Consider the following 14,302-nt stretch of genomic DNA (forward strand, 5'->3'; position numbering starts at 1 on the left):
TATAAAATAACCATCATTTTTTCAATATAACGATGTATCAAATCGTAACATGATCCCATAAGATCAATTGATTTTTTTGACACATACCATTCATAAATCAGCGAAATACACATTGAATTTCATGATGTAAACTATGGTGCTTTATCGTTAAACAACATGCAATTTAGACCAAAGTCCAATTCCAGTTTTACAAATAGCAAAAAAGAGCATCTTCTCACAAACTGCCCTTTTCTAACGTTATATAATAGCATTTATTCTACGCGACTAGCGCACTTACAACACAAATAATCCGCTCCTTTTTACATGAATTGCACAAATTCCGCCTAGCCTTTCATCACTCAGCAGTAAATACAAAGTTTCGCCCCAAATAATGACCGCAATAAAAAAGCACACCCGAAAGTGTGCTTTTTTCAACCTTTACATATGCAGCAATTAGCCAGCCATATCCAAAAGCATATTACGGATGTGACCGATTGCTTTTGTCGGGTTTAAGCCCTTAGGACAAACAGATACACAGTTCATGATCCCTTTACAACGGAACAATGAGAATGGGTCGTCAAGACGCGCCAAACGCTCTTGAGTTGCTGTATCACGTGAATCGATAATGAAACGATACGCGTTCAACAATGCAGATGGACCCAAGAATTTGTCTGGGTTCCACCAGAATGATGGGCATGAAGTTGAACAGCATGCACACAAAATACATTCATAAAGACCATCTAAGTGTTCACGATCTTCAGGAGACTGTAAACGCTCTTTCGGTGGTGCAGGTTGATTGTTAATCAAGAATGGATGAATTTTATTGTACTGATCGTAGAACTGGTTCATATCTACAACCAAGTCTTTCACAACTGGAAGACCAGGAAGCGGACGAACAGTAATTACGTCTGGCAAGTCGTTTAGGTTCCAAAGACACGCTAAACCATTTTTACCATTGATGTTTACACCATCAGAACCACAAATACCTTCACGGCATGAACGACGGAACGTTAAAGTTTCATCTTGTACTTTCAATGCAAGAAGCGCATCAAGCAACATGCGGTGCTTGTCAGTCAATTCAAGCTTAAACGTCTGCATGTACGGTGCTGCATCCTTATCAGGATCGTAGCGGTAGATATTAAATGTACGAGTACCTCTACTCATCTTACTTCTCCTAATTAGAATGTACGTGGTTTAGGTGGAATAGCTGCTACAGATAGCGGCTTGTAACGCACTGGTTTGTACTCTAGACGGTTGTCAGCAGAGAACCATAATGTGTGCTTCATCCACTCATCATCACGACGACCATATGGGTATTCTGGATGATCTGGAGACTCTTCAAAATCTACAACCGTATGTGCACCACGACATTCTTTACGTGCAGCAGCAGAAATCAAGGTCGCTTTAGCAACTTCATACAAGTTTTCAACTTCTAGAGCTTCAATACGCGCAGTGTTAAATACTTTAGATTTGTCTTTCAAATGAATGTTGCGAACGCGTGATTCAATCGCAAGAATTTCTTTCACACCTTTGTCAAGCAATGCTTCTGTACGGAATACACCAGCATGGTCTTGTACGATATCACGAATTGCATCAGCAACTTCTTGTGCATTTTCACCTGTTGTTGACTCATCCAATTTACGGATACGTGCAACAGTTTGCTCAAGTACAGTTGTAGGAAGCGGCTGGTATTCGTCACCGTGGTGTTTAGTCACGTAGTCGATGATGTGTTCACCAGCAGCTTTACCAAATACAACCAAGTCAAGCAGTGAGTTAGTACCTAAACGGTTTGCACCATGTACAGATACGCAAGAACATTCACCAATTGCATAGAAACCTTTTACCGGCTTAGTGAAGTTACGTTCACCCGCATTGGTAGAATAAACATCAGTCTCTTTGTTGTAGTTCGCTTCAAGTGGTGAAGTTTCAACACTTTCAGGCACAACAACTTGACCATGAATGTTTGTAGGAATACCACCCATTTGGTAATGGATTGTCGGTACTACAGGAATTGGCTCTTTGGTGATGTCAACGTTCGCGAATTTCTTACCAATCTCAAATACAGATGGAAGACGTTTCATGATCGTTTCCGCACCCAAGTGCGTCATATCAAGCAAGATGTAGTCTTTCTTAGGACCACAACCACGACCTTCTTTAATTTCTTGGTCCATAGAACGTGATACGAAGTCACGTGGTGCCAAGTCTTTTAAAGTTGGTGCATAGCGTTCCATGAACGGCTCACCAGCATCGTTACGAAGGATCGCACCTTCACCACGACAGCCTTCGGTCAACAATACGCCTGCGCCAGCAACACCCGTCGGGTGGAATTGCCAGAATTCCATATCTTGTAATGGAATACCTGCACGAGCCGCCATACCAAGACCGTCACCAGTATTGATATATGCGTTAGTAGATGCACGGTAAACACGACCCGCACCACCTGTAGCAAACAATGTCGCTTTCGCTTGGAATACTGCAATTTTACCCGTTTCTTGGTCGTATGCAGTCACACCCAGTACATCGCCTGCTTCGTTACGGATTAAGTCAAGCGCAATCCATTCAACGAAGAATTGAGTACCCATCTTCACGTTGCTTTGATAAAGCGTGTGAAGAAGTGCGTGACCTGTACGGTCGGCAGCAGCACAAGCACGTGGAACCGCTTTTTCACCGTAGTTTGCAGAGTGACCACCGAATGGACGTTGGTAAATCGTACCGTCTGCATTACGGTCAAATGGCATACCCAAGTGTTCTAGTTCATAAACTACTTGCGGTGCTTCACGCGTCATAAATTCAATCGCGTCTTGGTCACCTAACCAGTCAGAACCTTTAACAGTATCGTAGAAGTGGTAGTGCCAGTTATCTTCTTGCATGTTACCAAGAGATGCACCAATACCACCTTGCGCTGCAACTGTATGTGAACGTGTTGGGAATACTTTAGTCAGAACCGCAACTTTTAAACCAGCTTGAGCAAGTTGGTAAGACGCGCGCATACCAGAACCACCACCACCAACGATGACTGCATCGAAAGTTTCGTGTGGAATATTTGTGTAATCTTCTTTAGGGGTTATAGCGCCCATGATCTCTTCCTATCAATTCGCCCAAAAAATCTGGATTGCCCAGATCGCATATGCAAATACAGCAATAATTACTGCTGAAGTCAGTACAAGGCGTAAACCTGAAGCTGAAGGACCCATTTGACGAGTAGTCACATAGTCTGTGAATACTTGCCACATACCAATCCATGCATGTGCAACAAGAGATAAGACGGCTAATAAAGATAAGATCTTCATTGGAGCTGTCATCATAAAGCCGTACCACTGTTCGTAGCTAAAACCGCCATTGCATAGGATCCAACCTAAAACAACAACCGTATAAACTGCTAATACGACAGCACTTACGCGTTGGATAAACCAATCACGAGAACCTGAACCCGTTAAACCAGTAGCACTTTTCATTAGATAACAATCCATACAAATGCCGCAATGATACCGATTGCAGACAAGATCAATGAAATAGTAGCTGCGACACGACCACTTTGCAGTTCTTCAGCAACGCCAAGATCCGCAAGTAAATGCTTAACACCCGCAATAAAGTGGAAAATTAAGCCGGCTACAAATACCCATACGACAAAACGCACGATGAAACTATTGAAAATAGCTTGCACTTGCGCAAAACCTTCTGGAGAAGACAATGACTTGTCTAAAATCCATAAAAGTACCGGTACGAGTAAAAATACGATGACACCAGATAGACGGTGTAAAATTGATGCAATAGCCACAGGGGATTTTAAGTTTACTTCTAAAACTTGACCCATGGACAAATTGACAGGTCTGTTGCTTTTCACAGCGGGCATCCTGTAAGTAAAAACTCCATCCGGAGTTTGTTGGAATTAATTCGAAGGAAAGCTGGCATTGTCAGGCAAGCAAATGCCTAAACTTAAAACGACATCGAATTATAAAACGCGAAAAGTCAAAATACAAACAATCAAAGACTGGTTTTTTAACAAAAAATACTTAAATAAGAATCATTCACAAAAGCAAACATTCTATATAAACCAATAATTTAGCTAAAATCTAATGCTATGCTATTGGTTTTTATCACTTATCCACTCTTTTTGAGGGCACGGACTGCCACTATTCCCCTGTTCAACTTTAGACTAAAGATAATTAGAATATTCGCTCTATTTGATAATCCTTTCCTTTATATGGAAAGACTTGCATTTCCTATCAAAATGTTCACTATTTATTTAGAGCGATATTTTCCAGATATAACCAGATTAAATAACGACTTAGCCAAAATTAAATACCTATCACTGATTAATTTGATGGGTTTAAATTACGCAAAAATTGCAAAAAATGACGTGCAATGGCTATTTTTTAAGCCATTTCGCAAATTCAATTAGTCATTTTTTGATCAATTAAACACATCTTTGGTCTTAGAATTAAATGCCAAATTTCTCAATAAAATGAAATAAAATTTGAACAAAAAAATATGTAAGTTATGAAAATTAGATAAATTTCAGGTGTAAATGCTCACACCATTTGTTCAAAAAACACAGACCTATAATTTATATAAATATTTACAATTCAGCGACTGCCCCGTTTTTTTTCTGCACCTCTATAATTTTTTGACATATCATAGCGCGGCGGTGCTGTGATTTTACTCATATCTCTAAGGAAGGATTTGACTAAGCCTCTGTGTGAACGTCAGTTTTTTATCCATAAGTATAATTGACAAAAATCCAGTACGCTCTAATCTAATTAGCAAATTTTTGATCCGTCTGATTCGCGCATTAAAAGATTAGTACTACGAGTCAGATTAAACATTCACCAGGACAGGAGATCTATTGAATGTCTGAAGCAACTGGCAAAAAAGCCGTATTACAGCTTGATGGCAAAGAAATTGAATTACCAATTTACAGCGGCACATTGGGCCCAGATGTAATCGACGTTAAGGATGTGTTGGCCGCAGGTCACTTTACTTTTGATCCTGGTTTTATGGCTACAGCAGCTTGCGAATCAAAAATTACCTTCATTGATGGTAACAAAGGTGTACTTTTACACCGCGGTTACCCAATTGACCAACTTGCAACTAAAGCAGACTACTTAGAAACTTGCTACCTATTATTAAATGGCGAGCTTCCAACTGCTGAGCAAAAAGTTGAATTTGACGCTAAAGTACGTAACCACACGATGGTTCACGACCAAGTAAGCCGTTTCTTCAATGGTTTCCGTCGTGACGCTCACCCTATGGCAATCATGGTTGGTGTAGTGGGTGCACTTTCTGCGTTCTATCACAATGGTTTAGACATCGAAGATGTTAACCACCGTGAAATCACTGCAATTCGCTTAATCGCGAAAGTACCTACACTTGCAGCTTGGAGCTACAAGTACACTGTAGGTCAGCCATTTGTTTACCCACGTAATGACTTGAACTATGCAGAAAACTTCTTGCATATGATGTTTGCTACTCCAGCAGACCGCGATTACAAAGTAAACCCTATTCTTGCAAAAGCAATGGACCGTATCTTCACGCTTCATGCTGACCACGAACAAAATGCGTCTACGTCTACTGTACGTTTAGCTGGTTCTACTGGTGCTAACCCATATGCATGTATCGCTGCTGGTATCTCTGCACTTTGGGGCCCTGCTCACGGTGGTGCGAACGAAGCTGTTCTTAAGATGCTTGATGAAATCGGCACTGTAGAAAACGTTGCTGGCTTCATGGAAAAAGTGAAGACTAAAGAAGTTAAGTTAATGGGCTTCGGTCACCGCGTTTATAAGAACTTTGACCCTCGTGCTAAAGTAATGAAAGAGACTTGCGACGAAGTTCTTGGTGCACTTGGCATCAACGATCCACAGCTTGAACTTGCTATGGAACTTGAGCGTATCGCGTTATCTGATGAATACTTCATCAAGCGTAACCTTTACCCGAACGTAGACTTCTACTCAGGTATCATCCTTAAAGCGATTGGTATCCCTACAGAAATGTTTACTGTAATCTTCGCACTTGCACGTACTGTTGGTTGGATCAGCCACTGGTTAGAAATGCACAGCGGACCTTACAAAATTGGTCGTCCACGTCAGCTTTACACTGGTGAAGTTCAACGTGACATCCAAGGTCGTTAATTCGCAAGAATTGATGATTAAAAAAACCACCCTTTGGGTGGTTTTTTTATGCCTTAAGAAAATTATGATTGATCAGAACTTACTGGATTTGATCAGGCTTAAGCATTAACTTACATGATAATGCTCTAAATCTAACTTTTGCAGTTTTTGCTTCAATTGCTTAAGCGACCATGGCCACGCAGCGAAATTTCGTCCATTTTGGTCTAAATAGTACGACTTACAACCGCCCCGATTAAACACTGTGGTCTGTAAATGTGTTTGCACGGCATGATTATGCTGACGAAGCACCTCAGGCTTGATTTCCATACGCTTAATCTGCTGATTTTTCATCTGTAACAGACCACTGATAATGTAATCCAACTGCGCCTCAGCAATTCCGATAAAAGAATCATAAACCAAAATATTGGGGCCTAGCACCAAAAAGGCATTCGGCACCTGCTCCAAACTTGTTCCCAAGAAGGCTTCTGGAGAACTGTCCTGCCATCGCTCAGCCAAAAGCTGACCTTGCGCATCATAAACTCGTTGACCAATTGGTGGATGTGACACTTCAAAGCCAGTACCCCAAATAATCACATCGACCTCATGTCGATCACCATTCGCAGCAATCAGCTGATTTCCCTGAATTTCAACCAAACCCTGTGGTACGAGCTGCACATTGTCTTGCTGCAGTGCAGGATAGTAATTATTGGCAAATAACAGCCGTTTACATCCTATGGAAAAATTTGGCGTGACATGTTTTCGTATTGTTGAATCTTGAATTTGCAGCTTTAGCAACTGCTTACTTAATACATTGATCGGTTCAAGCAGCTGCGGATGCCGCAAACCAAAATTGATCCCATTCAGAATTTGCGCCACACTGCTGCGCCATAACTGTTGAATAACAGGATATTTTTCTATCACCCCTTTTGCAGTTTTATTTAAGCTAAGATCAGCTTTTGGTAACACCCACGGCGCGGTGCGCTGAAATACGATCAGTTTCTCCGCCTGCGGTTGAATCTGTGGAATAAACTGAATTGCGGATGCCCCTGTACCAACCACTGCGATCCGCTTTCCAGTTAAATCCACGTCATGATTCCAGCGTGCAGAATGAAACATTTCACCATTAAACGTATCTATTCCTTTGATTTTAGGCAGAGCCGGTTCTGTAATGGGTCCTGTAGAGAAAACAACCGTTTTGGCCCGAAATACCCCCTTTGTAGTCTGCAAGTTCCATTGCTGCTGTGACTCATTCCACTTGGCAGAAAAAAGCTCATGCTTGAATTTAATCTTGTCGATCAGTTTAAATTGATGGGTGACTTGTTCTAGATACGTCAGAATCTCTGCCTGCTTGGCAAATAGATGACTCCATTGATGACTGGGGGCAAAAGAAAATGAATACAGCGCTGAAGGTACATCGCAGCCACAGCCTGGATAGGTGTTATCGCGCCACGTTCCCCCAACTCGATCTGCTTTTTCCAGCACGACAAAGTCATGATAATCCGCTTGTCTCATTTTATAAGCGGCAGCAATACCAGAAATTCCCGCACCAATCACAATGCAATCATATACATGCGTGGCATGTGATTGCTTTACCTTGCTTCGTGGCTGAGGTTTCTTTTGATTGATTGCCGATTCATGTATATCCGCACCAAGATTCCTTGCACTATGTTCTAAACTAGGTTCGAGTTCAGGATCAGCATTGTCCTGAAATGTATTCTCTGTCATGTTTTAGCTCTTATTGTTATTTCACATATTTTTGAAAGAACGGATACCCCATTCCAAGTAACTTGACATACAAACTCGGTGCAGCACGCTTCATCCACCAGAACAATTTGGCGTCTGGCTGAGGAATGGTATACAGCTTGTTTGCATCCAAGCGATCCAAGGTTTGCATCGCCACTTGCTCACTGTTGATAAAGGCATGGTTCATCAACAAATGATCTGCCAACCCTGAATAATGCTGCGGTAAGCGACCATTTTTCATAATATTGGTCGGCACCAATGTGGGACAAAGTACATTTATACGAATGTGAGCATTGCGAAGTTCTGCAGAAAGTGTTTCCGAGAGTGACAGCACACTCGACTTGGTCACGTTATAGGCTGTCATTTCAGGAGCAGCTGTAAACCCCGCAGCCGATGCCACATTAATAATGGCACCAAAACCTTGCTGCTTAAATTTAGGCACAAAATAATGACAACCATGAATGACTCCCCATAAATTGACCTGCATACACCACTGCCAGTCCTCCAGACTCAGCTCGTCAAATTTCCCACCCAAACCAACACCTGCATTATTAATCAGCAGCGTTGTAGGATGTCCCATCAGTTGTTCAGCTTGCTCCGCCAAAGTTTGAACTTGCTCTGCGCAACCCACATCACATTGCACTGCAAAAGCAGCGGTCTGATATTTGGTTCGAATCAGTGCCACCGTTTGCTCGGCCGCACTGTAATTTATATCTGCACAAACCACTGTGCCGCCACGACGAGCAAGTTCGAGCGCAAAACTGCGTCCTATTCCACTTCCTGCACCCGTCACAACAGCGTAGGCGTGCTGACTAGGCTTTGTTCTTTTTTCCCATATTGTCATTTTGAATGCTCCTCTGGCTTAAGAGCGTAAACTAGGGATAAATTCCCTTGTGAAGTAAGGCGTCAAAATGCCATGTTCAGGATGTAATAATTTTTCTTTGTAATAGCTTAAATAAGCTGAAGTATCATAATCATTCGGATGAAAGTTCGGACGTAAATAATCAAAAATATGTCGCATGGTGCTACCATAAACACCATCTTTCAGTCCAAAAATCAGCGCGATGCTATACGGCATTTCCTTCCAATAACTTAAGCGAATCAAATTTTTGGGGCGTCGATAAAACGGCACTAGCAATGAGGCGAATGAAATCAGCAGCAAAATCGTGATCAGTGCTGGAAAAAAGCCTGCAATTCGTAATGCATAATTATTTGAAAGTGACTGAAACACATCATAGGCAATATCTTTATGCTCAGACTCTTCGAGCATATGCCACATCCAGATGGCACGTTGCTTTTCATCCCGAGAATGGAAAAAGATATCTTCATGTTTCATCATATATTCCGCCAATACCGCAGTGAAATGCTCAATGCCTGCCATTAAAGATAGCTTCATGGGCTGCGGTAAGCGGTTAAACCCATAATCAAACACCCACCCTGCCCATGTACGAAACAGTTGCACAGGAAAATCCAAACCTACCAGCGCATCATTCAATTCATTGTGCATTTTGGAATGGATGGCTTCTTGACCAATCAAGGCGGTGACCCGCTGCTTTAGCAATGGATCTTGGATCAATTCACGGTGATAACGTGCGGTATCAATCACCAAATCTTCTCCAAACGTCAGAAAAATGGAGAGTGATGCAAAATAAGCACTGGCCAACTCTGCATTTAAATAAAATTTGGGATCTAATGTTTTAGCATCAAAGTCAAACCGCATATGCCGAATTGGTATCATGGGAGACTGTTTTAAGCTATCAAAGCGTGGACCAGAAAATACATGGCTCAATGTATTTTTAAGTGGTGAAATGAATTGCATGACCATTCCTTATTTTTCTACTGTAACTGCAACTTTGTGGTAGTACATATGCGGTGTTTGCACATGCTTACAGTAAAAAACTAAGGCAGCTCATTTAAGTTACCATTAGCAATTCGAGTCATTTGATTTGCAATTTCTGCCTTTCACGAAGTTTGTCCGACAGTTTCCTGACAGAATTATCTACACAGGACAAAATCACGCTTTAGATGCCAAGAACGGAATACACTGCTCATAAGCAACACAGTCCTGACCCTGTGCCTTTTTAATAAAATAGTCCTGCACCATTTGCGCCTGTTGTTCTATGCCATAATGTAAAAATAATTTGCCCTGCTCTAAAACATAAGCATAACGGCGATCAAACATTGCCTTACGGACCACAGCAATGCCTTGTTGATATTGCCAGACATGGGTCATCTCATGCATAAACCATGACTGTAAACGAAGTGAACACTTGGAAAAGTCCTGACAGTAATTTTGCTGATGAAAATAGATGTGTCCATTAGGACTCATGGCATAATTTTTCAGTATGGCTTTATGCGCAACAATCTGCACACAATCGAGCTGAATTGTATCTGCAAAAATACTGCGTACCAATTTTTTTTCACCCTCAGTCAATGGACGCTGCGCTAAAACCCCGATGAGCTTAATGCTCTGAATCAGCGTTGAAAAGTATTGCACCATATCTTTAACCATTTCAGTGAAATATCCATAAAACTGCATATCCAATTATGCTGTGCTTTTCTAAATGCAAATAAGAATTTTTTTTGGATTTATACACTACATTTGTCGCAATTCGTATATAGTATCAACGCAAATATTTATTCTTTGTTTTGTCGTTGATTACACAGTACTGACCCAATAACGATTAAAAAAATCAGTGGTCTGTGTACACATCCCTATAGCTTTAGGATTAAGTTGGAATGAAAAGTTTTAAAATTGCCCTAGCACAATTCTCTCCGCACATTGGCAATATCGAAGCAAATGCTGAAAAAATGCAACAATTGGCAAACGAAGCCAAAAAGCAAAAATCAGATTTAATCATCTTCCCTGAATTATCAACCATTGGTTACCCAGCAGAAGACTTACTGTTACGCCCGAGCCTATCTAAACGTACCCAACAAGCCTTCGAACAACTCAGCCAAGTCAAAGACATCGTGATGGTGTTTGGTTTTGTGAATCAAACTGAAGATGGTCAGCGTTATAACTCTGCCGCAGTGATGAAAGACGGTAAGATTCTGGGCATCTACAATAAACAAAACCTGCCAAACTATGGCGTGTTTGATGAAAAACGTTATTTCAACGAAGGTCATCAACACTTGGTGTTTGAATACTTAGGTCATAAGTTCGGTTTACTGATTTGTGAAGATATCTGGTCACTCAATACCGTTCAGCAATTGGCTCAACTCAATGTTGAAACTGTGTTGGTACTGAATGCTTCTCCTTATGAAGTCGGCAAACCACAGCACCGCATCAATACCATGCAAGAGCTGGCTAAACAGTTAAATATTCATTTGGTTTACGCTAACCAAGTGGGTGGTCAGGACGATTTGATTTTTGACGGCACCAGTTTTGTAATTAACAAGGATGGTGCCGTTGCTCTGCAAGCACCAAGCTTCCAAGAAGCTTTGTTCTATACAGACTATATTGCTGAACAGCAAAGCTACAAAATTGCTGAAAGCAGCCAAACACTGGATACCATGGCTGAGATTTATCAAGCATTGGTGATGGCAACCCGTGACTATGTACAACGCTCTGGTTTCCCTGGTGTGATTTTAGGTCTGTCAGGTGGGATCGACTCTGCCCTAACCCTTGCAATTGCAGCAGATGCGATTGGTGCAGACAAGGTACAAGCAGTGATGATGCCGTATACCTACACCTCTCAAATCAGCGTAGAAGATGCAGCAGCTCAAGCCAAGACCATGGGGATTACCTTTGGTATTGCTGAAATTAATCCGATTGTAAACAGCTTCATGCAAACACTGTATCCATTCTTTGGCAATGCCCCTGCGGATGCGACGGAAGAGAACCTACAAGCACGTGCACGTGGTACCTTGTTAATGGGCTTATCGAACAAGTTCGGTAACCTTGTACTGTCTACAGGCAACAAATCTGAACTTTCTGTCGGTTATTGCACCCTCTACGGCGATATGGTGGGCGGCTTTGCCGTACTGAAAGATGTGTACAAAACCATCGTATTTGAATTGGCGAAATACCGTAACAGCATTGCAGAAACCCCTGTGATTCCTGAGCGTGTGATTACCCGTCCACCTTCTGCTGAATTGCGTCCAGATCAAACTGACCAAGATTCTTTACCACACTATGACGTACTGGATGCAATCCTTTATGCCTATATTGAAGAAGACATGAGCCAAGATGACATTATTGCCAAAGGCTTTGATGCTGAAGTGGTGAAGAAAGTGATTCGTTTGGTCGACTTCAATGAATATAAACGCCGCCAAGGTGCAATTGGTCCACGTATCAGCTCACGTGCCTTTAGCCGTGAACGTCGTTACCCAATCATTAATGGTTGGAAAGCTGGCGTCTAAGCGCTAATCAGTACATAAAAAAGCCCAAACATCTGTTTGGGCTTTTTTATGGATCATTTTTAGAATTTATTTTTCAGGCACAAAAAAAGAGACCAAGCTGAGAGCCTGGTCTATAAAAATGGTGGCTATGACGAGACTTGAACTTGTGACCCCCGCATTATGAGTGCGGTGCTCTAACCAACTGAGCTACATAGCCGTAAACTGTGTGCGCATTATCTAAATTTCATCTCTATGCGTCAAGCCTTTTTACACTTGAATGTTCAGAGTTTGTACAACCAGTTAAACTCACTATAAAAACTAGCCTTAACTGTATATTTTTCATCACTTTATCAGTCTAAAAAACACAGATACCTTCGCCGCTTTTATATTTTGCGACAGTTATTCAGACACAGCTCCAATATCTACATCCATGACTTGGTGGAGCTTTATTGCTGTCCTGTAAGCATAGCAATAACAAGGAAGATCAATGGTATCAAAAACAGAAGAATGGACTGAACAGCAGACACATCACACTGAAAAATGATCAAAGTGCTTTTAGGATGATTCTGAATATTTTAACCATGCGATTGAACAGGGTATTTTAAAAAGTGTCCAACCATAAATTTTAGACAAAAAAAATCACGTTATAGGAACGTGATTTATAAAATGGTGGCTATGACGAGACTTGAACTTGTGACCCCCGCATTATGAGTGCGGTGCTCTAACCAACTGAGCTACATAGCCGTAAACTGTGCGCGCATTATCTAGTTTTATTTACAGTACGTCAAGTACCTAATGCGCTTAATTGATCAAAATTTGGTGAAGTGAGCCGATAAGCCGGGTTCTGTCGTGAACGATCATTCCTCTAGGCGTACAATCACTCATACGCTCCAGCGACCTACCCGGATCCAGCATGGGCCATGCCTAAAGGATCCCTATTTGGTCTTGCTTCCGGTGGGGTTTACCATGCCATGAACTGTTACCAGTCATGCGGTGCGCTCTTACCGCACCCTTTCACCCTTACCTCCGATTCCGATTGCTCGAAACCATAATGAAGGCGGTCTACTCTCTGCTGCACTTTCCGTCGGCTCACGCCGCCCAGGCGTTACCTGGCACCTTGCCCGTTGAAGCCCGGACTTTCCTCCCCTGCTTTAGTCACGGAGACCTCCACAGCAGCGATCGTCTGGCTCACTTCGAAGGCGCATCTTATCAAATTTAAAAACTATTTGCTTGTGCTTTTTTGAGCAATTAAACGTTGATACTTTTCTAGCAGCTGTTCTTGCGTTTCTGCATGATTCGGATCTAAGGGAATACAATCCACAGGACAGAATAGCTGACACTGCGGCTGATCATGATGTCCCACACATTCGGTACATAAGTCTGGGTTAATTTCGTAAATCAATTCACCCATATAAATCGCTTCATTGGGGCAAACAGGTTCACAAACATCACAATTGATGCATTCATCGGTTATATATAAAGACACTCTACCAACCTTGTTGATGCTTCTGCTCAAAAGCTTTGACCACCGCTTCAGGAACGAATTTGGTGACATCGCCTTTCAGACGAGCAATTTCACGAATTAACGTGGAAGAAATAAATGAATATTGTTCAGATGGGGTCAAAAACACCGCTTCGAAGCGTGAATCTAACTGACGGTTCATATTAGCCAATTGGAACTCATATTCAAAGTCCGAAACAGCACGCAATCCACGTAATACCGCAGTCGCATTCTGTTCACGGAAAAAGTTCACCAATAAACCATCAAATCCCACAAATTCTACATTGGGTAAATGGCTCAGAGAAGCTTGAGCTAATGCCACGCGTTCTTCTAGTTTGAACAATGGATTTTTATGATGTCCAATCGCAATGGCTACCACCACCTCGTCGAACATTTTTGATGCACGCGTTACAAGGTCGACATGCCCATTGGTAATTGGATCAAATGTTCCTGGATAAATTACGCGAGTTTTAGACATCCATTTGTACTCTGATTCATTTTATTGGGAGGTATTTTAACAAAATCTGATTTTATTAGCGAAGAAACTGCATAAATTTGAAAAATCTTCACTATTCGTTCAAAACTATTCTACTGTTTCCACTTTCACCCAATCGCTGCGCATCCTTTA

The 14,302-nt window shown here is 41.7% G+C and carries 12 protein-coding genes, 2 tRNA genes and 1 other RNA gene; 2 read left to right on the plus strand and 13 right to left on the minus strand.

What is annotated here, in order from left to right:
* Positions 1 to 432: 432 nt before the first annotated feature.
* Genes GWK51_RS02780 through sdhC form a run of 4 tightly spaced genes read right to left on the minus strand, consistent with a single transcriptional unit; the run spans position 433 to position 3,832 of the window.
* A complete protein-coding gene (locus GWK51_RS02780; protein ID WP_142769274.1) occupies positions 433 to 1,143 on the minus strand; it encodes a succinate dehydrogenase iron-sulfur subunit in 711 nt (236 codons plus the stop codon).
* A gap of 14 nt (positions 1,144 to 1,157) precedes the next feature.
* A complete protein-coding gene (gene sdhA / locus GWK51_RS02785; RefSeq protein ID WP_142769275.1) occupies positions 1,158 to 3,056 on the minus strand; it encodes a succinate dehydrogenase flavoprotein subunit in 1,899 nt (632 codons plus the stop codon).
* A 12-nt stretch (positions 3,057 to 3,068) separates the two neighbouring features.
* Positions 3,069 to 3,434, minus strand: a complete 366-nt coding sequence (gene sdhD, locus GWK51_RS02790; RefSeq protein ID WP_004695554.1) for a succinate dehydrogenase, hydrophobic membrane anchor protein — start codon at positions 3,432 to 3,434, stop codon at positions 3,069 to 3,071.
* Complete coding sequence (sdhC, locus tag GWK51_RS02795; protein ID WP_142769276.1) at positions 3,434 to 3,832, minus strand: succinate dehydrogenase, cytochrome b556 subunit; 399 nt, start codon at positions 3,830 to 3,832, stop codon at positions 3,434 to 3,436. The genes sdhD and sdhC overlap by 1 nt, the downstream gene beginning before the upstream one ends.
* 997 nt (positions 3,833 to 4,829) lie before the next feature.
* On the opposite strand from sdhC, the gene gltA reads away from it, so the two are divergent.
* The gene (gene gltA / locus GWK51_RS02800; protein WP_100240904.1) at positions 4,830 to 6,107 is read left to right on the plus strand and encodes a citrate synthase; all 1,278 of its coding nucleotides are present in this window, start codon (positions 4,830 to 4,832) and stop codon (positions 6,105 to 6,107) included.
* Positions 6,108 to 6,212: 105 nt separating this feature from the next.
* Here gltA and GWK51_RS02805 read toward each other — a convergent pair whose 3' ends face one another.
* The 4 genes from GWK51_RS02805 to GWK51_RS02820 all read right to left on the minus strand — a co-directional run bounded on the left by GWK51_RS02805 (position 6,213) and on the right by GWK51_RS02820 (position 10,329).
* Positions 6,213 to 7,811 (minus strand): flavin-containing monooxygenase, encoded by a 1,599-nt coding sequence (locus GWK51_RS02805; RefSeq protein WP_161932581.1) that lies wholly within the window; start codon positions 7,809 to 7,811, stop codon positions 6,213 to 6,215.
* A gap of 16 nt (positions 7,812 to 7,827) precedes the next feature.
* Positions 7,828 to 8,673, minus strand: coding sequence for an SDR family NAD(P)-dependent oxidoreductase (locus tag GWK51_RS02810; protein ID WP_161932582.1), 846 nt, complete (start codon positions 8,671 to 8,673; stop codon positions 7,828 to 7,830).
* 18 nt (positions 8,674 to 8,691) lie between these two features.
* Positions 8,692 to 9,648 carry a metal-dependent hydrolase gene (locus GWK51_RS02815; RefSeq protein WP_161932583.1) on the minus strand — a complete coding sequence of 319 codons (957 nt, stop codon included), beginning with the start codon at positions 9,646 to 9,648 and terminating at the stop codon, positions 8,692 to 8,694.
* Positions 9,649 to 9,843: 195 nt separating this feature from the next.
* Entirely contained in the window at positions 9,844 to 10,329 is a 486-nt protein-coding gene (locus GWK51_RS02820; protein ID WP_161932792.1) for a type IV secretion protein Rhs, read from the minus strand.
* Positions 10,330 to 10,568: 239 nt separating this feature from the next.
* Here GWK51_RS02820 and GWK51_RS02825 point away from each other — a divergent pair, with 239 nt between their 5' ends.
* The gene (locus GWK51_RS02825) at positions 10,569 to 12,194 is read left to right on the plus strand and encodes an NAD+ synthase (RefSeq protein ID WP_161932584.1); all 1,626 of its coding nucleotides are present in this window, start codon (positions 10,569 to 10,571) and stop codon (positions 12,192 to 12,194) included.
* Between the two features lie 119 nt (positions 12,195 to 12,313).
* Here the strand turns inward: GWK51_RS02825 and GWK51_RS02830 are convergent.
* The 5 genes from GWK51_RS02830 to coaD all read right to left on the minus strand — a co-directional run bounded on the left by GWK51_RS02830 (position 12,314) and on the right by coaD (position 14,152).
* Positions 12,314 to 12,390: transfer RNA gene (locus GWK51_RS02830), tRNA-Met, on the minus strand.
* 450 nt (positions 12,391 to 12,840) lie between these two features.
* Positions 12,841 to 12,917, minus strand: a tRNA-Met gene (locus GWK51_RS02835).
* 73 nt (positions 12,918 to 12,990) lie between these two features.
* Positions 12,991 to 13,368, minus strand: an RNA gene (rnpB, locus tag GWK51_RS02840) — RNase P RNA component class A.
* Between the two features lie 27 nt (positions 13,369 to 13,395).
* Positions 13,396 to 13,659, minus strand: coding sequence for a YfhL family 4Fe-4S dicluster ferredoxin (locus tag GWK51_RS02845; RefSeq protein WP_100243201.1), 264 nt, complete (start codon positions 13,657 to 13,659; stop codon positions 13,396 to 13,398).
* Between the two features lies 1 nt (position 13,660).
* Positions 13,661 to 14,152: a pantetheine-phosphate adenylyltransferase gene (coaD, locus tag GWK51_RS02850; protein WP_016165810.1), complete on the minus strand. Its 492-nt coding sequence runs from the start codon at positions 14,150 to 14,152 to the stop codon at positions 13,661 to 13,663.
* Between the last annotated feature and the right edge of the window lie 150 nt (positions 14,153 to 14,302).

This window comes from Acinetobacter kanungonis, assembly GCF_009939195.1.
Classification (GTDB): Bacteria; Pseudomonadota; Gammaproteobacteria; order Pseudomonadales; family Moraxellaceae; genus Acinetobacter; species Acinetobacter kanungonis.

Excerpts from the sequence above, each read along its gene's own strand:
- GWK51_RS02780 (WP_142769274.1), bottom strand. The coding sequence starts at position 1,143 with ATGAGTAGAGGTACTCGTACATTTAATATCTACCGCTACGATCCTGAT.
- sdhA (WP_142769275.1), bottom strand. The coding sequence starts at position 3,056 with ATGGGCGCTATAACCCCTAAAGAAGATTACACAAATATTCCACACGAA.
- sdhD (WP_004695554.1), bottom strand. The coding sequence starts at position 3,434 with ATGAAAAGTGCTACTGGTTTAACGGGTTCAGGTTCTCGTGATTGGTTT.
- sdhC (WP_142769276.1), bottom strand. The coding sequence starts at position 3,832 with ATGCCCGCTGTGAAAAGCAACAGACCTGTCAATTTGTCCATGGGTCAA.
- gltA (WP_100240904.1), top strand. The coding sequence starts at position 4,830 with ATGTCTGAAGCAACTGGCAAAAAAGCCGTATTACAGCTTGATGGCAAA.
- GWK51_RS02805 (WP_161932581.1), bottom strand. The coding sequence starts at position 7,811 with ATGACAGAGAATACATTTCAGGACAATGCTGATCCTGAACTCGAACCT.
- GWK51_RS02810 (WP_161932582.1), bottom strand. The coding sequence starts at position 8,673 with ATGACAATATGGGAAAAAAGAACAAAGCCTAGTCAGCACGCCTACGCT.
- GWK51_RS02815 (WP_161932583.1), bottom strand. The coding sequence starts at position 9,648 with ATGCAATTCATTTCACCACTTAAAAATACATTGAGCCATGTATTTTCT.
- GWK51_RS02820 (WP_161932792.1), bottom strand. The coding sequence starts at position 10,329 with ATGGTGCAATACTTTTCAACGCTGATTCAGAGCATTAAGCTCATCGGG.
- GWK51_RS02825 (WP_161932584.1), top strand. The coding sequence starts at position 10,569 with ATGAAAAGTTTTAAAATTGCCCTAGCACAATTCTCTCCGCACATTGGC.
- coaD (WP_016165810.1), bottom strand. The coding sequence starts at position 14,152 with ATGTCTAAAACTCGCGTAATTTATCCAGGAACATTTGATCCAATTACC.